Origin of the sequence: Staphylococcus sp. HMSC069D12, from assembly GCF_001810405.1 — a bacterium.
Lineage (GTDB): Bacteria > Bacillota > Bacilli > Staphylococcales > Staphylococcaceae > Staphylococcus > Staphylococcus haemolyticus.
On the sequence record NZ_KV801108.1, the window covers coordinates 211,601 to 231,311 of the forward strand.

General features: G+C 33.2%; 23 protein-coding genes. 20 read left to right on the forward strand and 3 right to left on the reverse strand.

The annotated features are described in order from the left end of the window. Nucleotides 1-24 precede the first annotated feature (24 nt). Genes HMPREF2737_RS06825 through HMPREF2737_RS06835 form a run of 3 tightly spaced genes read left to right on the forward strand, consistent with a single transcriptional unit; the run spans nucleotide 25 to nucleotide 2,574 of the window. Nucleotides 25-1,050: a methionine ABC transporter ATP-binding protein gene (locus tag HMPREF2737_RS06825; RefSeq protein ID WP_037548905.1), complete on the forward strand. Its 1,026-nt coding sequence runs from the start codon at nucleotides 25-27 to the stop codon at nucleotides 1,048-1,050. Further along, a complete protein-coding gene (locus HMPREF2737_RS06830; RefSeq protein ID WP_037548908.1) occupies nucleotides 1,043-1,738 on the forward strand; it encodes a methionine ABC transporter permease in 696 nt (231 codons plus the stop codon). The genes HMPREF2737_RS06825 and HMPREF2737_RS06830 overlap by 8 nt, the downstream gene beginning before the upstream one ends. A 20-nt stretch (nucleotides 1,739-1,758) precedes the next feature. After that, on the forward strand, nucleotides 1,759-2,574 hold the full coding sequence (locus tag HMPREF2737_RS06835; protein ID WP_037548912.1) for a MetQ/NlpA family ABC transporter substrate-binding protein: 816 nt from the start codon (nucleotides 1,759-1,761) through the stop codon (nucleotides 2,572-2,574). A gap of 47 nt (nucleotides 2,575-2,621) precedes the next feature. Here the strand turns inward: HMPREF2737_RS06835 and HMPREF2737_RS11600 are convergent, their stop codons facing one another. Then, a complete protein-coding gene (locus HMPREF2737_RS11600) occupies nucleotides 2,622-2,786 on the reverse strand; it encodes a hypothetical protein (RefSeq protein ID WP_016931019.1) in 165 nt (54 codons plus the stop codon). A gap of 168 nt (nucleotides 2,787-2,954) precedes the next feature. On the opposite strand from HMPREF2737_RS11600, the gene HMPREF2737_RS06840 reads away from it, so the two are divergent. Next, nucleotides 2,955-3,149, forward strand: coding sequence for a CsbD family protein (locus tag HMPREF2737_RS06840; protein ID WP_037548915.1), 195 nt, complete (start codon nucleotides 2,955-2,957; stop codon nucleotides 3,147-3,149). A gap of 143 nt (nucleotides 3,150-3,292) precedes the next feature. Here HMPREF2737_RS06840 and HMPREF2737_RS06845 read toward each other — a convergent pair whose 3' ends face one another. Beyond that, nucleotides 3,293-4,144: a polyprenyl-phosphate transporter PopT gene (locus tag HMPREF2737_RS06845; RefSeq protein WP_037548918.1), complete on the reverse strand. Its 852-nt coding sequence runs from the start codon at nucleotides 4,142-4,144 to the stop codon at nucleotides 3,293-3,295. A gap of 354 nt (nucleotides 4,145-4,498) precedes the next feature. Between HMPREF2737_RS06845 and sufC the strand changes: the two genes are divergently transcribed. From sufC to HMPREF2737_RS06905, 13 genes are all read left to right on the forward strand, one after another. Then, nucleotides 4,499-5,260, forward strand: a complete 762-nt coding sequence (sufC, locus tag HMPREF2737_RS06850; RefSeq protein ID WP_011276304.1) for a Fe-S cluster assembly ATPase SufC — start codon at nucleotides 4,499-4,501, stop codon at nucleotides 5,258-5,260. A 177-nt stretch (nucleotides 5,261-5,437) separates the two neighbouring features. Next, nucleotides 5,438-6,745 carry a Fe-S cluster assembly protein SufD gene (gene sufD, locus HMPREF2737_RS06855; protein ID WP_037548923.1) on the forward strand — a complete coding sequence of 436 codons (1,308 nt, stop codon included), beginning with the start codon at nucleotides 5,438-5,440 and terminating at the stop codon, nucleotides 6,743-6,745. A 40-nt stretch (nucleotides 6,746-6,785) separates the two neighbouring features. Beyond that, on the forward strand, nucleotides 6,786-8,036 hold the full coding sequence (locus HMPREF2737_RS06860) for a cysteine desulfurase (RefSeq protein WP_176744061.1): 1,251 nt from the start codon (nucleotides 6,786-6,788) through the stop codon (nucleotides 8,034-8,036). Beyond that, a complete protein-coding gene (gene sufU, locus HMPREF2737_RS06865; protein WP_011276301.1) occupies nucleotides 8,026-8,487 on the forward strand; it encodes a Fe-S cluster assembly sulfur transfer protein SufU in 462 nt (153 codons plus the stop codon). Before HMPREF2737_RS06860 ends, sufU begins: the two co-directional genes overlap by 11 nt. 179 nt (nucleotides 8,488-8,666) lie before the next feature. After that, entirely contained in the window at nucleotides 8,667-10,064 is a 1,398-nt protein-coding gene (sufB, locus tag HMPREF2737_RS06870) for a Fe-S cluster assembly protein SufB (protein ID WP_011276300.1), read from the forward strand. A 202-nt stretch (nucleotides 10,065-10,266) separates the two neighbouring features. Then, entirely contained in the window at nucleotides 10,267-10,599 is a 333-nt protein-coding gene (locus HMPREF2737_RS11870; RefSeq protein WP_229664792.1) for a hypothetical protein, read from the forward strand. After that, nucleotides 10,544-10,948, forward strand: coding sequence for a hypothetical protein (locus tag HMPREF2737_RS11875; RefSeq protein WP_229664793.1), 405 nt, complete (start codon nucleotides 10,544-10,546; stop codon nucleotides 10,946-10,948). Before HMPREF2737_RS11870 ends, HMPREF2737_RS11875 begins: the two co-directional genes overlap by 56 nt. 294 nt (nucleotides 10,949-11,242) lie before the next feature. Beyond that, nucleotides 11,243-12,316: an NAD(P)H-dependent flavin oxidoreductase gene (locus HMPREF2737_RS06880; protein WP_037548929.1), complete on the forward strand. Its 1,074-nt coding sequence runs from the start codon at nucleotides 11,243-11,245 to the stop codon at nucleotides 12,314-12,316. Nucleotides 12,317-12,440: 124 nt separating this feature from the next. Then, a complete protein-coding gene (locus tag HMPREF2737_RS06885) occupies nucleotides 12,441-13,289 on the forward strand; it encodes a DUF72 domain-containing protein (RefSeq protein ID WP_037548931.1) in 849 nt (282 codons plus the stop codon). Nucleotides 13,290-13,302: 13 nt separating this feature from the next. Then, nucleotides 13,303-14,130, forward strand: a complete 828-nt coding sequence (locus HMPREF2737_RS06890; RefSeq protein ID WP_037548934.1) for a sulfite exporter TauE/SafE family protein — start codon at nucleotides 13,303-13,305, stop codon at nucleotides 14,128-14,130. Nucleotides 14,131-14,151: 21 nt separating this feature from the next. Then, nucleotides 14,152-15,474, forward strand: a complete 1,323-nt coding sequence (locus tag HMPREF2737_RS06895) for a bifunctional metallophosphatase/5'-nucleotidase (RefSeq protein ID WP_037548936.1) — start codon at nucleotides 14,152-14,154, stop codon at nucleotides 15,472-15,474. Between the two features lie 133 nt (nucleotides 15,475-15,607). Next, nucleotides 15,608-16,528, forward strand: a complete 921-nt coding sequence (gene lipA / locus HMPREF2737_RS06900) for a lipoyl synthase (protein ID WP_029376689.1) — start codon at nucleotides 15,608-15,610, stop codon at nucleotides 16,526-16,528. 108 nt (nucleotides 16,529-16,636) lie between these two features. Continuing rightward, nucleotides 16,637-17,029: a YutD family protein gene (locus HMPREF2737_RS06905; RefSeq protein ID WP_011276293.1), complete on the forward strand. Its 393-nt coding sequence runs from the start codon at nucleotides 16,637-16,639 to the stop codon at nucleotides 17,027-17,029. 72 nt (nucleotides 17,030-17,101) lie between these two features. On the opposite strand, the gene HMPREF2737_RS06910 is transcribed toward HMPREF2737_RS06905, so the two are convergent. Then, nucleotides 17,102-17,368 carry a DUF3055 domain-containing protein gene (locus HMPREF2737_RS06910; protein WP_037548938.1) on the reverse strand — a complete coding sequence of 89 codons (267 nt, stop codon included), beginning with the start codon at nucleotides 17,366-17,368 and terminating at the stop codon, nucleotides 17,102-17,104. 102 nt (nucleotides 17,369-17,470) lie between these two features. Between HMPREF2737_RS06910 and HMPREF2737_RS06915 the strand changes: the two genes are divergently transcribed. From HMPREF2737_RS06915 to HMPREF2737_RS06925, 3 genes are read left to right on the forward strand one after another with little or no spacing between them, the layout of a single operon-like run. Further along, nucleotides 17,471-17,905 carry a DUF86 domain-containing protein gene (locus HMPREF2737_RS06915; RefSeq protein ID WP_037548942.1) on the forward strand — a complete coding sequence of 145 codons (435 nt, stop codon included), beginning with the start codon at nucleotides 17,471-17,473 and terminating at the stop codon, nucleotides 17,903-17,905. After that, nucleotides 17,905-18,696 carry a TIGR01457 family HAD-type hydrolase gene (locus HMPREF2737_RS06920; protein ID WP_037548945.1) on the forward strand — a complete coding sequence of 264 codons (792 nt, stop codon included), beginning with the start codon at nucleotides 17,905-17,907 and terminating at the stop codon, nucleotides 18,694-18,696. Before HMPREF2737_RS06915 ends, HMPREF2737_RS06920 begins: the two co-directional genes overlap by 1 nt. 18 nt (nucleotides 18,697-18,714) lie before the next feature. Continuing rightward, nucleotides 18,715-19,680: a 2-hydroxyacid dehydrogenase gene (locus HMPREF2737_RS06925; protein WP_037548950.1), complete on the forward strand. Its 966-nt coding sequence runs from the start codon at nucleotides 18,715-18,717 to the stop codon at nucleotides 19,678-19,680. Nucleotides 19,681-19,711 lie beyond the last annotated feature (31 nt).

The following is a 19,711-nucleotide window of genomic DNA, read 5'->3' on the forward strand; positions in this document are numbered from 1 at the left end:
ATGATTTTTAAGGAGGCACTAAACGTGATTGAGTTAAATCAAGTTGTAAAACGTTATCACACTAAAGATAAAGATGTACTAGCAGTTGATAACGTTAACTTAAATATAGAAACGGGCTCTATTTTCGGAGTTATCGGATTCTCTGGTGCTGGTAAAAGTACGTTAATCAGAATGTTCAATAATTTAGAAGAACCTACTTCTGGCGATATTATTATAGATGGCGATAATATTAACAAACTTTCAAAAGCAGAATTAAGAAGAAAACGACAAAAAGTAAGTATGGTATTCCAACACTTTAATTTATTATGGTCACGAACAGTACTTCGAAATATCACGTTCCCTTTAGAAATTGCAGGGTATTCTAAAAGCAAAGCAAATGAAAGGGCGAAAGAATTAATTGACCTTGTTGGTTTAAATGGCAGAGAAAATGCTTATCCATCAGAATTATCAGGTGGGCAAAAACAACGTGTGGGTATTGCAAGAGCTTTGGCTAATGAACCTGACGTCCTCTTATGTGACGAAGCTACAAGCGCATTAGATCCACAAACAACAGATGAGATTTTAGACCTACTGTTAAAAATTAAAGAACGTGAAAACCTTACAATCGTGATTATCACTCATGAAATGCATGTTATCAGACGTGTTTGTGATGAAGTAGCCGTTATGGAAAGTGGTCGTGTAATTGAGCAAGGTAAAGTAACGCAAGTATTTGAAAATCCACAACATGAAGTTACAAGACGATTTGTGAAAGATGATTTGGATGATGATTTTGAAGAATCAATCAAACATCTAGAACCATTAGATTCAGATGCATACATTGTTAGACTTAATTTCAATGGTAATAATACGACTGAACCAGTTGTATCTTACATAAGTAAAACGCATAACATTGATATAAATATTCTTGAAGCAAACATAAAAAATACCCGTGGTGGTTCTGTCGGGTTCATAGTGGTTCATATTCCGCATATTGCTGAAACAGAGTTTGAGACATTTAAAGAAGATTTACATCAGCAACATGTAAATGTGGAGGTGGTTAAGCATGGATAAATCTTATGGTGATATTTTTAAAGAGATGATTACAATGCCTAACGTCCAATGGTCTGAAGTATGGCAAGCCATTTATGAAACATTATATATGACTGTAGTTTCAACTATTTTCGCATTTATTTTTGGATTGATTTTAGGAGTATTATTATTCTTATCAGCTAAGAGTAATTCTAAAGGTGCTAGAGTCTTTTATAGCATCGTTTCATTTATTGTTAACTTATTCCGAGCGATTCCATTTATCATTTTAATCTTGTTATTAATTCCATTTACAAGTGTGATCCTTGGAACAATAAGTGGTCCAACTGGTGCCTTACCAGCTCTAGTTATTGGTGCAGCACCATTCTATGCAAGATTAGTAGAAATTGCCTTCAAAGAAATAGATAAAGGTGTTATCGAAGCGGCTTGGTCAATGGGAGCTAGTACTTGGACAGTTGTCCGAAAAGTATTACTACCTGAGGCAATGCCAGCACTAGTTTCAGGTATTACTGTAACAGCAATCGCATTAGTTGGTTCTACTGCAATTGCAGGTGTAATTGGTGCAGGTGGTTTAGGTAACTTAGCTTACTTAACAGGTTTCACTCGTAACCAAAACGATGTCATTTTAGTTTCAACTGTATTTATTTTAATTATCGTATTTATAATTCAATTTATTGGGGATTGGATTACAAATAAAATTGACAAACGCTAAAAGAAAAGAGGAATGATTCAATGAAAAAACTTTTAAGCTTATTTTTAGTATTAACATTAACAGTCGTTTTAGCAGCTTGTGGTAATGGTAGTGGGGATAAAGATAAAAAAATTGTTGTAGGCGCATCTCCAGCACCTCACGCTGAAATTCTTGAAAAGGCTAAACCTTTACTTAAAAAGAAAGGCTATGACTTAGAAATTAAAACAATTAATGATTACACTACGCCAAACAAATTATTAGATAAAGGTGAATTGGATGCTAACTATTTCCAACACGTACCTTATTTAAAAACTGAAAGTAAAGAAAAAGGATACAAAATTGAAGACGCAGGTAAAGTTCACTTAGAACCAATGGCTGTTTACTCTAAAAAATATAAAAGTTTAAAAGACCTTCCTAAAGGTTCAACAGTTTATGTATCAAATAACCCAGCTGAACAAGGACGTTTCTTAAAATTCTTTATTGATGAAGGATTAATTAAAATTAAAAAAGGTGTAAAAATCGAAGATGCTAAATTCGAAGATATCACTGAAAACAAAAAAGACATCAAATTCAACAGTAAACAATCAGCAGAATATCTTCCAAAAATCTATCAAAATGAAGATGTAGATGCTGCAATCATCAACTCTAACTATGCGATTGATCAAGGCTTAAGCCCTCAAAAAGATTCAATTGCTATTGAAAAACCAAATAACAACCCTTATGCTAACTTAATCGCAGTTCAAAAAGGACATAAAGATGATAAAAAAATTAAAGCTTTAATTGAAGTGTTACAATCTAAAGAAATCCAAGATTTCATTAAAGACAAATATAAAGGTGCAGTTGTACCAGCGAAATAATAATGAAAGAAGCTCCGTAACCATTTTGATTACGGAGTTTCTATTATTTAGAAAGATTTTCTGTCCTTATACAATATACCGACGCCTTGTCCACCAGATCCCATTGTATAATCAAATTTAATAACTTCGATATACGGGTTCTCCTCTAAAAAGCGATTTACTTTTTTAGTTAAACCACTTTCAGTCATAGCGGTAAAATTAATAAATTTCATCATATACCCCCTTTAATTTTATTGTTACAGTGTCATTATATAAGAATTATTCAATAGAATGAAAATATTCTATAATATATAAAATTTATGAATAAGGTGTTTAATGATAAGATTATAGGGGTATTTAATCAATAAGTAAAGATACAGACAATCAAGGAGGAATTTTAAATGGCTGAAGATAAATTTGAACAAGCAAAAGGTAACTTAAAAGAAACTGTTGGTAACGTAACTGACAATAAAGATTTAGAAAAAGAAGGTCAAAACGATAAAGCTTCTGGTAAAGCCAAAGAAGCAGTTGAAAACGTTAAAAATAAAGCTAACGATCTTGTCGATAAAGTAAAAGGTAATAACGATAACAAATAATTTGTCTATATCACAAAGCGTAAGTGCTCAGCACTTGCGCTTTCAATTTAAAATGAATTTTAATTTATCAGAAAAACGGGCCCATTAGATTAACCTTATGGGTCCGTTTCATTATAAATATTTATATAATATTTTAAACTTAATTACACATTATCATCAGTAATTTGACCAATCCAATAACTAGCTGCAAATCCAATGATTAAAGTGATGATTGAAAGTGTCCACTCAATACCAGTTTGAGGAAGACCGGGGAATACAGCATATATGGAGCCGATAACGAATCCAGTTATTAATGCGAATGTGGTATAGAAATGATGATGTAAGAAGTATTTAATAATACGACTTGATAATAAAAACCCTGCTAATACACCTAATCCTACAACAATTAATAATGGTAGGCCATCGAAATTCAATTTAACTAAATCAGCAATGGCTAACATAATTGTTCCATAAGCACCAAATATTAGTAGCATAAACGATCCGGAAATACCAGGTAATAACATTGCGCTTGAAGCACACACACCAGCTAAGAAATATTTAATAATAAGACCGAATGATAAATCTAGTGATGTATCAACACTTTGATTACTTGAATTCATTAATGTAATTACTACTAAAATGATAATGCCTACTACCATAATGCTATAATGTTTTGCTTTAAACGTTTTATTAAATTTCGCAGTTCTTAGTAAATAAGGGATGATACCAATAATTAAACCGGTAAAGAAGAACATTGTAATTACTTGGTGATGTTCTAATAAATAATTGATTAGATTACTTAATATACCGACAGCTAAAGCCATACCTATTAAAATAGGAAGTAAAAACTTTAAACTAGGCCAAAATCGTTTTGAGAATAAGCCACTAATTGAAGAAATGAATCCATCATATATGCCTAATAGTAAGGCAATGGTTCCTCCACTTATTCCAGGAACTAAATCGCTTGTTCCCATACCAAACCCTTTTAATATATTTATCCATTTAAAATTTTGCATGAATGTCTCCTTTCAATTAAATAGCATCATAACAGAATTTTGAATCATTATAAAATATTCAGTTTGTAAAAATATAATTTTTATAAAAATCGCGCTAAATTAATAACATTTGTGGCGGAAATATTTCTATTGAGAACAATAAGCCTTTGATTATCAGTTGCAAGAAAAAATTGAGTATCAAATAAAAATTATTTTAGATAGATAATCACTATAATTTAGAGTTTTAATAAGTTTATATTAAGGGCTATTTACGTTATAATGAAGTGTATTAAAGTACACAAAGTCTTTTTGACTACAAATTAAAATTATTATAAACTAGTTAAGAAAACTTTATATTTTACGGAGGGAATATAAATGTCATCAACATTAGAAATTAAAGACCTACATGTGTCTATTGAAGATAAAGAAATTTTAAAAGGTGTTAATTTAACTATTAATACAGGTGAAATACATGCAATTATGGGACCAAATGGTACTGGTAAATCAACATTATCATCAGCGATTATGGGACATCCATCATACGAAGTAACTCAAGGTGAAGTGTTACTGGATGGCGTTAATATTTTAGAATTAGAAGTTGATGAAAGAGCAAAAGCTGGTCTGTTCTTAGCAATGCAATATCCATCAGAAATTACTGGTGTGACAAATGCTGACTTCATGCGTTCAGCTATTAACGCGAAACGTGAAGAAGGACAAGAAATCAACTTAATGCAATTTATCAAAAAATTAGATAAAGAAATGGATTTCTTAGATATCGATAAAGATATGGCACAACGTTACTTAAATGAAGGTTTCTCTGGCGGTGAGAAAAAACGTAACGAAATCTTACAATTAATGATGTTAGAACCAAAATTTGCCATCCTAGATGAAATCGACTCAGGTTTAGACATTGACGCATTAAAAGTTGTATCTAAAGGTATCAACGAAATGCGTGGCGAAGAATTTGGTGCTTTAATGATTACACACTATCAACGTTTATTAAACTACATCACACCAGACAAAGTACATGTTATGTACGGTGGTAAAGTAGTTAAATCAGGAGGCCCTGAACTAGCTAAACGTCTTGAAGAAGAAGGTTATGAATGGGTTAAAGAAGAATTCGGTGCTAAAGAATAATCTAGCAATCGTTTATTTTAAATGATGAAACTAGAAACATGGTGTTAATGTGAAACAATGCATTAATATCAACGATTAAATATGTGAGACTTAGACATCGTATAAACTTAATCATTTAAGTATACGAAATATCTACAGTCGCTAAAATTTTTCATCAAGTAGGAGGAAAAGAGAGTTATGACAACTGAAACTTTAAACATTTCTGAGGAACAACTTGTTGATTATTCTAAAGCGCACAATGAACCTTCTTGGATGACTGAGTTACGTCAAAAAGCGTTGAAATTAACAGAAACTTTAGAAATGCCAAAACCAGATAAAACTAAATTAAGAAAATGGGACTTTGATTCATTTAAACAACATGAAGTTAAAGGTCAATCTTTTAGTAATTTATCAGAGCTTCCAGAAGCTATTAAAAAAATTATAGACGTTGAAAACACTAAAAATTTAGTTGTTCAACATAATAATGCTTTAGCTTATACTCAAGTATCAGATCAAGCACAAAAAAATGGCGTGATAATTGAAGGATTATCAGAAGCTTTAATTAATCACGGGGAGTTAGTTCAAAAATATTTAATGACAGATGCAGTGAGTGTTGATGAACATCGTTTAACTGCATTGCATACAGCTTTAATTAATGGTGGCGTGTTTGTTTATGTGCCTAAAAATGTAGTTGTTGAAGATCCAATTCAATATGTTGTGTTACATGATGATGATAATGCTAGTTTCTTTAACCACGTGATTATTGTTACTGAGGAAAGCGCTGAAGTAACGTATGTTGAGAACTATTTATCAACTGCAAGTGGTGAAGGTAACCAATTAAATATTGTTTCAGAAGTTATTGCCGGTGCTAATTCAAATATCACTTATGGCTCAGTTGACTATTTAGATAAAGGATTTACTGGTCATATCATTCGTCGTGGTACTACTGTTGCAGATGCATCAATCAATTGGGCATTAGGTCTAATGAATGAAGGTAATCAAATCATTGATAATACAACTAATTTAATTGGTGACCGTTCAACAAGTGAACTTAAATCAGTTGTTGTCGGTACAGGTGACCAAAAAATCAACTTAACATCTAAAATTGTTCAATACGGTAAAGAAACTAATGGTTACATCTTAAAACACGGTGTTATGCGTGAAAATGCATCATCTGTATTTAATGGTATTGGATATATTAAACATGGTGGTACAAAATCTATCGCTAACCAAGAGTCACGTGTCTTAATGCTTTCTGAGAATGCAAGAGGCGATGCCAATCCAATCTTATTAATTGATGAAGATGATGTAGAAGCAGGACACGCAGCGTCTGTTGGCCGAGTTGACCCTGAGCAACTTTACTACTTAATGAGTCGTGGTATTTCACAAAAAGAAGCTGAACGATTAGTAATTCATGGTTTCTTAGATCCTGTAGTGCGTGAATTACCAATTGAAGACGTTAAACGTCAATTGAGAGAAGTAATTGAACTTAAAGTAAATAAATAAACATATAAATCTAAAAGAGATTTTTAATATTAGAAAGGTCGTGAAAAAAGTGGCCGAAACTTCGTTAAATGTTGAGGAAATCATTAAAGATTTTCCAATATTAGATCAAAAAGTTAATGGAAAAAGATTAGCATACCTGGATTCTACAGCTACCAGTCAAACACCTGTTCAAGTGTTGAACGTATTGGATGATTATTATAAACGTTATAATTCAAATGTACACCGTGGTGTTCATACACTTGGTTCACTTGCTACTGACGGATACGAAGGTGCTCGTGAGACTGTAAGACGTTTCATTAACGCTAAATACTTTGAAGAAGTCATCTTTACTAGAGGAACAACTGCAGCAATCAATATTGTTGCGCGCAGTTACGGAGATGCCAATGTTGAAGAAGGCGACGAAATAGTTGTTACTGAAATGGAACACCATGCCAATATTGTTCCATGGCAACAATTAGCTAAACGTAAAAATGCCTCATTAAAATTCATTCCAATGACAGATGAGGGTGAATTAAGACTTGAGGATGTTAAAGCGACAATAAATGATAATACTAAAATTGTAGCAATAGCACATGTGTCTAATGTGTTAGGTACAATTAATGATGTCAAAGAAATTGCTAAAGTTGCCCATGAGCATGGTGCAATTACTAGTGTCGATGGTGCACAATCAGCACCTCACATGAAAATAGACGTTCAAGATTTAGACGTTGATTTCTTCAGTTTCAGTGGTCATAAAATGTTAGGACCTACTGGCATCGGTGTGTTATATGGTAAACGTGATTTATTAAAAGAAATGGAACCAGTTGAATTTGGTGGAGATATGATTGACTTTGTAAGTAAATATGACGCTACATGGGCAGATTTACCTACTAAATTTGAAGCTGGTACACCTATTATCGCTCAAGCAATTGGCTTAGGTGAAGCCATTCGCTACATTGAGAAATTAGGCTTTGATGCTATTCATGAACATGAAAAAGCATTAACAGAATACGCCTATGAACAAATGTCATCTATTGAAGGACTTGAAATTTATGGTCCTCCAAAAGAACGTCGTGCCGGTGTTATCACATTTAATTTGGCTGATATCCATCCACATGATGTTGCTACAGCAGTAGATACAGAAGGTGTTGCTGTAAGAGCTGGACACCATTGTGCACAACCGTTAATGAAATGGTTGAATGTATCATCTACTGCACGTGCAAGCTTCTATGTATACAATACTAAAGAAGATGTAGACCAACTTGTTGAAGCATTGAAACAAACGAAGGAGTTTTTCTCTTATGAATTTTAATAATTTAGATCAACTTTATCGATCTGTAATTATGGATCATTATAAGAATCCTAGAAATAAAGGCGTTTTGGACAATGGCTCAATGACTGTAGACATGAACAATCCTACTTGTGGTGACCGTATCAGATTAACGTTTGATATTGAAAATGGCATTATTAATGATGCTAAATTCGAAGGAGAAGGTTGTTCTATTTCGATGTCTAGTGCATCTATGATGACTGAAGCTGTAAAAGGTCATTCTCTAGGTGAAGCAATGCAAATGAGTCAAGAATTTACTAAGATGATGCTTGGTGAAGACTATGAAATCACTGAAGAAATGGGAGATATTGAAGCACTACAAGGTGTATCTCAATTCCCAGCACGCATCAAGTGTGCAACATTAGCCTGGAAAGCACTTGAAAAAGGAACAGTTGAAAAGGAAGGTAAAGCAGAAGGTACGACAGAAGAGTAAACTTTAGTCGTATGTGAAACTTTATAGTGATGATAGATAGCAATTTCTAAAGTCCAACTTTAACTTTTTACACTTTTGACTTTTTATGAAGGTTGCATATTGTTACAATGGCAATAGACAATAATGAATATTAAAAATCTCACGCACGTCGTTTTAAATATATTTAAGGAGTGATTGAAATGGCTAAAAAAGCACCTGATGTTGGAGATTATAAATATGGTTTCCACGATGAGGATGTTTCCATTTTCAGATCAGAACGTGGTTTAACAGAAAATATCGTTAGAGAAATTTCAAAAATGAAGGAAGAGCCTGAATGGATGCTCGACTTCAGATTAAAAGCTTTAAAATTATTCTACAAAATGCCAATGCCTCAATGGGGTGGCGATTTATCAGAATTAAACTTTGATGACATCACATACTACGTTAAACCTTCAGAGCATACTCAACGTTCATGGGACGAGGTGCCTGAAGAAATTAAACGTACATTTGATAAATTAGGTATTCCAGAAGCTGAACAAAAATATTTAGCAGGTGTTTCTGCTCAATATGAATCAGAAGTTGTATATCATAATATGGAAAAAGAATTAGAAGAAAAAGGTATCATCTTTAAAGATACTGATAGTGCTTTACGTGAAAACGAAGAACTATTTAAAGAATACTTTGCTTCTGTTGTTCCAGCAGCTGATAACAAATTCGCAGCATTAAACTCAGCAGTATGGTCAGGTGGTTCATTCATCTATGTACCTAAGAATGTTAAATTAGATACACCATTACAAGCATACTTCCGTATTAACTCTGAGAACATGGGTCAATTCGAACGTACATTAATTATTGCTGATGAAGGTGCTTCAGTAAACTACGTTGAAGGTTGTACTGCACCTGTTTATACAACAAGTTCATTACACTCAGCAGTAGTTGAAATCATCGTTCATAAAGATGCACACGTACGTTATACTACAATTCAAAACTGGGCTAACAACGTTTATAACTTAGTTACAAAACGTACGTTTGTTCATGAGAATGGTAACATGGAATGGGTTGACGGCAACTTAGGTTCTAAGTTAACGATGAAATATCCAAACTGTGTTCTTTTAGGTGAAGGTGCGAAAGGTAGTACATTATCTATCGCCTTTGCTGGTAAAGGTCAAGTACAAGATGCTGGTGCTAAAATGATTCATAAAGCACCAAACACATCTTCAACAATCGTATCTAAATCTATTTCTAAAAATGGTGGTAAAGTTATCTATCGTGGTATCGTTCACTTCGGACGTAAAGCGAAAGGTGCACGTTCTAATATTGAATGTGATACTTTAATTTTAGATAACGAATCTACTTCAGATACTATTCCTTATAATGAAGTATTCAATGACAATATTTCATTAGAACATGAAGCGAAAGTTTCTAAAGTATCAGAAGAACAATTATTCTACTTAATGAGCCGTGGTATTTCAGAAGAAGAAGCGACAGAAATGATCGTTATGGGCTTCATTGAACCATTCACTAAAGAATTACCAATGGAATATGCAGTAGAAATGAACCGTTTAATTAAATTCGAAATGGAAGGCTCTATCGGTTAATTTAACCTATATCACCAACTTTTTCTTAATAACAATAACAAGTACCAAAGTGTTCCAACTAAGTGAATGCTTTGGTGCTTTTTTATCTCTAAATAGTTAACACTTATTTATATTAAATGTTTATTTTTATTATGATATAATTTTATATAATATTTAAAAAGTAATTGATTTAACAAAATACATGTTGTGAGAGGACTCTACAATGTTTGACTTTTATGCGAATTGGTATTCGTTGATTATCATTATTGAATATCTTGCTATATTTTTAGGTTCAATTGGCTTAATCTTTATAGCAATGGTCAGTCTAAGACAAATTCAAAAGAAAAAGAAGATTTGGTATTTAGGAATATTCTTAATTTATTCATCATTACTTGAATTGTTAATACATTTTACAGGGGAAGATATTCATACTTACAACTTGGTTTTTGTCGTAACACTTCTTCCTTTTTTTATTGATGTGTTATTTATCGAGTCATTATTTGGTAAAACGGCCATTCAAAACAAAATTAGAATTTGTGAAAACTGGTCACGGTAAAACTAACAAAGTTACCAAGCAAGAAATGAAAGATATGAAAGACGAATTGCAATCGGCTAATATAATTGCATGGTCAGGTTCAATTGGAGCCGCTTTTCTAATAGTTGCTTGGTCAGCTAAAGTAAGATTTATACATAGTAAGGAATGGATGATGGCGCAAGAATTGACCAAAACTACTGATAATTTGTTAGGGTTTGGAGGCTTTATGTTTTTAATCTCAGCGTTTTTAATTGTCATTTATTTCATTGTTGACGTAGTGTTATGGAATAAAAGAGGTAAATTTCACGGTCTAGTATTTCGACCAATGATTTTGTGTTTATGGCAATTTTTATTTTTGATTTCGATTTAAAAATTAATAATTAGATAAGTACAAAATTTAGAAACTTTCCTAATTTTAAATATCTTTTTGAAATACATAAATATGTGATGTCTGCATAATTAAATAATTATCTTTTTAACAAGTGCACTATTGTAAAATCATCATTTTATAAGCAAGGCTAACTTTACATAAGTTCAGTCCTTGCTTTTATTTTTTCAAAAATTAGCAAAGTTTACTGAAAATGGGAGTAGGGAATACTTTGAATAATTATTTAAGTGAAATAAGCATAGTAATTACCCTAAAATAAAGAAAAGGTGATTTTAAATGTGGTATAACAATCAACTAACGCAATCTTTAAATATTCAATATCCTATTATTCAAGCAGGTATGGCTGGTAGTACAACTGCGGAACTTGTTGCAACTGTAAGTAATAAAGGTGGTTTAGGCTGTATTGGAGCGGGCTACTTTACTACAAAAAAGTTAGAGCAAGAAATTCAAAAAGTGCAAGGATTAACATCACAACCATTTGGTGTGAATTTGTTTGTACCAAGTCATCAATCATACACTAATGAACAAGTCGAACATATGAATGCTTGGCTGAAACCCTATCGTAAGGCATTAAATCTTGAAGAGCCAGTAGTCAATATTTCTGAAGAACAACAATTTAAAAGTGCAATTCAAACTGTGATTAAATATAGAGTACCAGTATGTTGTTTCACCTTTGGTATCCCGTCAAAAGAAATCATTGAACAATTAAAAGGTGCTAGAATTACGTTAATTGGTACAGCTACTACTGTAGATGAGGCAATTGCAAATGAGCATGCAGGTATGGATATTGTAGTTGCTCAAGGCAGTGAAGCAGGTGGACATAGGGGGTCATTTTTAACAAACAACAATCAACGTGAACCGCTCATAGGAACAATGAGTTTAATACCACAGATAGTTGATCATGTATCGATACCAGTTGTTGCTGCAGGTGGTGTTATGGATGGTCGTGGTATATTAGCTAGTCAGATACTAGGTGCACAAGGTGTACAAATGGGAACAGCTTTCTTAACTACTGAAGAAAGTGGCGCAAATCAATTAGTTAAACAAGCAGTGCTTCATAGTAAAGAGACTGATACAGTAGTCACTGACGTATTTAGTGGTAAATCAGCACGCGGTATCAACAATGAATTTGTAGAGACGATGAAACAATACGAAGGGAACATACCGCCATATCCTGTACAAAATCAACTAACTAATTCTATTAGAAAGACAGCCGCTTCCACAGGGCATCGTGAATGGACGCATATGTGGAGTGGTCAATCGCCACGTTTAGCTACGTCACAACATGTCAATCAATTGATGGATCGACTTGTTGAACAAGTAGAAACATTATTAACGGTTGTTCGATGATTTTTAGAAAAATAGAGTGTGCATGAGAATGCAACATTTCCGAAAATAATAAGATAATGTAAAGATGATATAGAACAAGTGATATCATAAAATTGAATATGGTATCATATAGCTGGTGATAAAAATGATAAATATAGGTCTTACTGGATGGGGAGATCACGATTCTTTATATGAGGATTTAGAACGACAATCGGATAAGTTGCAAACATACGCTAGTCACTTTCCAATCGTTGAACTTGATGCATCTTACTACGCCATCCAACCTGAAAGAAATATCATGAAATGGGTTAAAGAAACACCTGATCGTTTTGAATTTATAGTGAAGATTCATCAAGCACTTACACTACATGCAGATTATAAAGATTACGCAGAAACAAGAAGTGAATTATTCGAGCAATTCAAACAAATGCTACAACCACTTATAGATCATCACAAACTAGCTATGGTCTTAGTTCAATTTCCACCTTGGTTTGATTGTACGGCACAAAATATCAAATATATCTTGTTTGTTCGTCAACAATTGGCTGATGTACCGATTTGTGTCGAGTTTCGACATCAATCATGGTTTAACGATCAATTTAAAGAACAAACGCTGTCATTTTTAACTGAGCACCACATTATCCATTCAGTAGTAGATGAGCCACAAGTGCGCGAAGGCTCAATACCACTAGTTAATCGTATTACTACTGAGACGGCTTTTGTACGCTATCATGGAAGAAATAGACAAGGCTGGACCAAAAAAGACATGACCGACCAAGAGTGGCGTGATGTGAGATACTTATATAACTACAACAAAGAAGAGCTTACCGATTTAGCTAATAAAGTTAGAATTATAGAACAAAAAGCTAAAAAGGTTTATGTCGTATTTAATAATAACTCGGGTGGGCATGCTGCTCAAAACGCTAAAACATATCAGGATATGTTAGATATTGAATACACAGGTTTAGCTCCGCAACAATTAAAATTATTCTAAGAGGCGAAATATAATGTTAGTGACAATTATTTTATTAGTGCTTATCGGCCTTTTCTCTGCTATTTTAGGGTCATTAGTAGGTATTGGTGGTGGGATCATTATTGTTCCAACACTGGTATACTTGGGCGTTACACACGATGTTTTACATGGTATTACACCACAAATAGCGATAGGAACATCATCGGTGATCCTAATCGTCACAGGCTTATCTTCATCATTAGGCTACTTAAAGACGAAGCAGGTAGATATTAAAAATGGCTCTATCTTCTTGTTTGGATTATTACCAGGTTCATTGTTAGGTTCGTTTTTAAGTAGATATCTTACTTTAGAGTCTTTCAATTTATACTTCGGTATTTTTATGATTATTGTTTCAATTATTTTAATGGTGAGACATAAAATCAAACCGTTTAAGATTTTTGATAAAGAGAAATATCGTAAAACGTATGTTGATTCTGAAAGAAAGACCTATCACTATAGCGTACCACCTTTATTTGCATTTGTTGCGACACTGTTCATTGGTATTTTAACAGGTCTATTCGGAATTGGTGGTGGCGCATTAATGACACCACTAATGTTAATTGTTTTCAGATTTCCACCACACGTTGCAGTTGGTACAAGCATGATGATGATTTTCTTTTCAAGTGTTATGAGTTCTATAGGTCACATTTTACAAGGACATGTTGCATGGTCATATTCTATAGTTCTTATTATTTCAAGTTATATCGGCGCCCAAATTGGCGTACGTGTTAACCACTCCATTAAATCTGAAACTGTTGTAACGCTATTACGTACGGTTATGTTGATAATGGGTGTATACTTAATTATTAAATCTTTTCTTTAAATAAATATAGGGGGAATTTAAGTGAAGTTAACCATTTTTCACACGAACGATATTCATAGTCATTTAAACGAATATGCACGTATAACATCTTATATGGCAGAACATAGACCCAAACTTCAACATCCCTCACTCTATTTAGATATAGGCGACCATGTGGATTTATCAGCACCAGTGACTCAAGCAACGATAGGTCGCAAGAATATCGACTTGCTTAATGAGGCTCAGTGCGATATTGCGACGATAGGTAATAATGAAGGTATGACCATCTCTCATGAAGCATTAAATAATTTATATAATAATGCGACATTTAACGTCATTTGTACAAATGTTATCGATGAGGAAGGGAAGTTACCTCATAACATAGCCTCATCATGTATTAAAGAAATTGAAGGCGTACGTATTTTATTTGTGGCGGCAACAGCACCTTTCACACCATTTTACAGAGCTCTTGATTGGATTGTAACGGATCCTTTAGAAGCGATTAAAGATGAAATCGCTAATCAACAGGGTAATTATGATGTACTTATTGTGATGAGTCATGTAGGCATCTTTTTTGATGAAAAGTTATGCCAAGAGATTCCTGAAATTGATGTGATTTTTGGGAGTCATACACACCATCATTTTGATGAGGGTGAAATGAATAATGGCGTACTTATGGCAGCTGCTGGTAAATATGGTTATTATTTAGGTGAAGTTAATTTAACTATTGAAAATAAAAATGTTGTTAGTAAAGAAGCGATTATTTATCCGGTTGAAACATTACCTATGGTTGAAACAGATTATGAGTCAGAAGGAAAGGCATTGATGAGTGAACCGGTGATTGATTATCCTATCAACTTAAGTAGTAAAACAGATGTCATTACTAAAACGACTTATTTATTAGCTGAAAGTGTATTTGAATTTACTAATACAGATTGTACTATCATAAATGCTGGTTTAATTGTAAAAGGAATTGAAGCGGATAGACTAACGGAATATGATATTCATAAAATGTTGCCACATCCAATTAATCTAGTGCGCGTACGTTTGACAGGTAGTGAATTGAAAAAAGTAATTGAAAAAAGTCAGAAGCAAGAATATATGCATGAACATGCTCAAGGACTGGGTTTTAGAGGAGATATATTTGGAGGCTATATTTTATATAATTGCGGTTTTATCCAGTCAGAAAATAGATTCTTTGTTAATGGTGAAGAAGTAGTTGATGATAAATTATACACTTTAGGAACAGTTGATATGTATACGTTTGGTAGATATTTCCCTATATTGAAAGGGAAGTCGATTGATTATATTATGCCTGAGTTCCTTAGAGATATCTTTAAAGATAAGTTATTGAGACTGCAATAGAATAACACAAATAGATTTATGTATAGAATAGAATAAAATTCAAGCTTGAAATTTATGGTTTATTACGTTTTAATTTAATGTAAATTTCGTTATAATAGGAAAAGATAGATTATACAGGAGGGTATACGTGGTTATGGCTACTAAAAATGAAGAAATCTTACGTAAACCAGATTGGTTGAAAATTAAGCTTAACACGAACGAAAACTATATTGGCCTCAAGAAGATGATGCGTGAAAAGAACTTACACACTGTTTGCGAAGAAGCAAAGTGTCCAAATATACATGAATGTTGGGGTGCTAGACGTACTGCTACATTTATGATTTTAGGTGCAGTATGTACAAGAGCATGTCGTTTCTGTGCAGTTAAAACTGGCTTACCTAATGAACTAGACTTAAATGAACCAGAACGTGTTGCAGAATCAGTTGAGTTAATGAATTTAAAACACGTTGTTATCACTGCAGTTGCACGTGATGACTTAAGAGATGCAGGTTCTAACGTATATGCTGAAACAGTACGTAAAGTACGTGAACGTAATCCATTCACTACAATTGAAATCTTACCATCAGACATGGGTGGTGACTATGAAGCACTTGAAACATTAATGGCTTCTAAACCTGATATCTTAAACCATAATATCGAAACAGTACGTCGTTTAACACCAAGAGTTCGTGCACGTGCAACATATGAAAGAACATTAGAGTTCTTACGTCGTTCTAAAGAATTGCAACCAGATATTCCTACTAAATCAAGCTTAATGGTTGGTTTAGGAGAAACGATTGAAGAGATTTATGAAACAATGGATGATCTTCGTGCAAATGATGTAGACATTTTAACAATTGGTCAATATTTACAACCATCACGTAAGCATTTGAAAGTTGAAAAATACTATACACCATTAGAATTTGGTAAATTAAGAAAAGTAGCTATGGACAAAGGTTTCAAACACTGTGAGGCTGGCCCAATGGTACGTAGTTCTTATCATGCCGACGAACAAGTAAATGAAGCGGCTAAAGAAAAACACCGTCTAGGTGAAGAAAAATTACAACAAAATTAATTTGAACAATTAAACGGTTTGGATTAAGTTTTTAGAGACTTAGGTTGCACATTTTAAATTGAATTGTGTAATCTAAGTTTTTATTATACGAGTTAAAGGTGACAAATTATGATTAAGATAGGTCAACAATATTTTGAAATCATTGAAGAATATAGATCATGCTTTGATGAAGAATTATTTGCATCGAGATATTCAGATATATTAGATAAGTATGATTTTATTGTAGGGGATTTTGGATATGATCAATTACGATTAAAAGGTTTTTATAAGGATACGAATAAAAAAGCTGAAATCTCGAAACGTTTTTCGAGTATTCAAGATTATATATTAGAATATTGCAATTTCGGTTGTCCTTATTTTGTATTACGTCATTTATCTAACAAAGAGGTACAACAATTAAATCATGATGAAGAGGATGTTATTTTATCTGATTCTGAAGATAAATTGCATGATGTTAAAATTAAACCTACCATTCAGGAAGTTAAGCACCAAGATGAGTAACTATAGAATTAATAAAATGAGCTGTGAAGAAATCTATGAGAAGAGATTTTTTCACAGCTTTTAAAATAGTAATTATTGAATGACTTGATTAAGATATTCAATGATTTCATCACTTTCTTCTTGACTCACACCTAGAATATGCGCGATATATCCTTCTTCTTCAATATCATCTGTCCCGATAATACCGAATTTGTTTGTTTGCATATTTAGCACAAGTGTCTTACCGTAATGACGATCTGTTTGAACGAGCATTAAATCATAACGGCTATGTTCACCTACAAAGCCTACAAACTGTACTTGGCTTTGTTCTTCATCATCATATAAGTACATATCTATCATAAGAGTAGAACTCCTTTTATCTTGTATTTTTAATTAAGTATAACGACAAATGAAGACCTATGCAAAACTGTGATATGATAGACATATTAAGAGGTGAAGGATATGTATTTTGTAGATAAAGATCAGCTTACTTTAAAATTAACTTACTTAAATCAATTAATTAAAGATTATGAATCGAATAAAGGAAATCATTATGCATTTGAACGTATCGCACAAATGTTAATTGAATCATCTGTGGATATAGGTAATATGATTATTGATGGTTTTATCTTGAGGGATCCAGGAAATTATAAAGATGTCATTGATATTCTTGAACTAGAAGGTGTTATTTCGAAATCTACTCAACAACATGTTAATGAAACAGTTGACGTTAGAAAGCAGTTCGCACACCATTATACAGAACTTGATAATAGCAAGATTCAGCCATTATTTGACGAGGCTTTGCCTTATTATGAACAGTTTATTCAAGAGGTAACTCAGTTCCTTGAGAAAGAGAATGTTCCAGTTACCGCTTTTGGAAAAGGAGACAACAAGTAATGAAGAATTATAAAGGATATTTAATCGACTTAGATGGAACTATGTATCTAGGTACAGATGAAATCGATGGTGCAGCACAATTTATTGACTACTTAAACAATCATCAAATCCCGCATTTATATGTTACAAACAACTCTACAAAGACGCCTGAAGAGGTAACGCAAAAATTAAAAGAAATGAATATTGATGCGAAACCTGAGGAAGTTGTAACGTCTGCCTTAGCAACAGCAAATTATATTGCAGATGAGAAAAGTGATGCTACGGTATTCATGCTTGGCGGCAGTGGCTTACGCACAGCTTTAACTGAAGCTGGATTAACTGTAAAAGATGATGAAAACGTTGATTATGTTGCGATTGGTTTAGATGAAAACGTTACTTACGAAAAATTAGCTGTGGCAACGCTTGCAGTACGTAAGGGTGCAAGATTTATTTCAACGAACCCTGATGTATCGATTCCTAAAGAACGTGGCTTCTTACCGGGTAATGGTGCGATTACAAGTGTAGTTAGTGTATCTACAGGTCAAGCACCACAATTTATTGGTAAACCGGAGTCAGTCATTATGGATATTGCTTTAGACATCTTGAAATTAGATAAATCAGACGTAGCAATGGTTGGCGATTTGTATGATACCGATATCATGTCTGGTATTAATGTAGGTGTTGACACAATTCATGTACAAACTGGTGTAACGACTTATGAAGAACTAAAAGAAAAAGACCAACAACCTACATATTCATTTAAAGACTTAAATGTAGCAATTTCAGAATTAGAAAGAAATGCCCAAAAATAAAAAGAGGGGTGGCATGACATGGTTAAAATTCTAGTCACACGTCAAATTCCAGATCGTTTCATAGAGGAATTGGAACAGTTCGGCGACGTTAAAATGTGGAAAGAAGCATTTGAACCTATGCCTAGAGAGCAATTTTTGAAAGAATTAGAAGATGTTGATGCATGTTTCATCACATTAAGTGAAAAGATTGATGCCACATGTCTCGAACATGCTAAACATGTAAAGGTAATAGCAAATATGGCGGTTGGTTTTGACAACATTGATGTTAAGCTAGCTCAAGAAAAAGGTATAGTCGTTACTAATACACCTCAAGTACTTACGGAAACGACAGCCGAATTAGGGTTTACGTTAATGTTAACTGTGGCACGACGTATTGTTGAAGCGGAAAAATATGTACAAGATGGTGAATGGAAAAGCTGGGGACCATACTTATTATCTGGTAAGGATGTTCATGGTTCAACTGTAGGTATTTATGGTATGGGTGATATTGGAAAGAGTTTTGCACGTCGACTTCAAGGATTTAATACAACTATCTTGTATCATAATCGTTCAAGACATGAAGATGCAGAATCAGAACTTAATGCAAGTTATGTATCTTTTGATACATTATTAGAAGACAGTGATTTTGTCGTATGTACTGCGCCATTGACACCTGAAACAGAGAATAAGTTTAATAAAGATGCGTTTTCAAAAATGAAAAACGATGCAATCCTCATTAATATCGGCCGCGGTGCTATTGTAGACGAGGATGCTCTAATTGATGCATTGAACAATCATGAAATTGGTGGATGTGGTTTAGACGTCTTACGTGAGGAACCTATTAAACTTAATCACCCTCTCTTGAAAATGGAGAAAGCAGTCATATTACCGCATATAGGTAGTGCTTCTGTAGCAACTAGAGATCGAATGATTCAATTATGTGTTGATAACATTGCTGCGATATTAAAAGGAGAAAAACCGTTGACTCCGATTACTAATAAATAAATTTTAAAGAACTTCTAACGTTTAGGTAAAG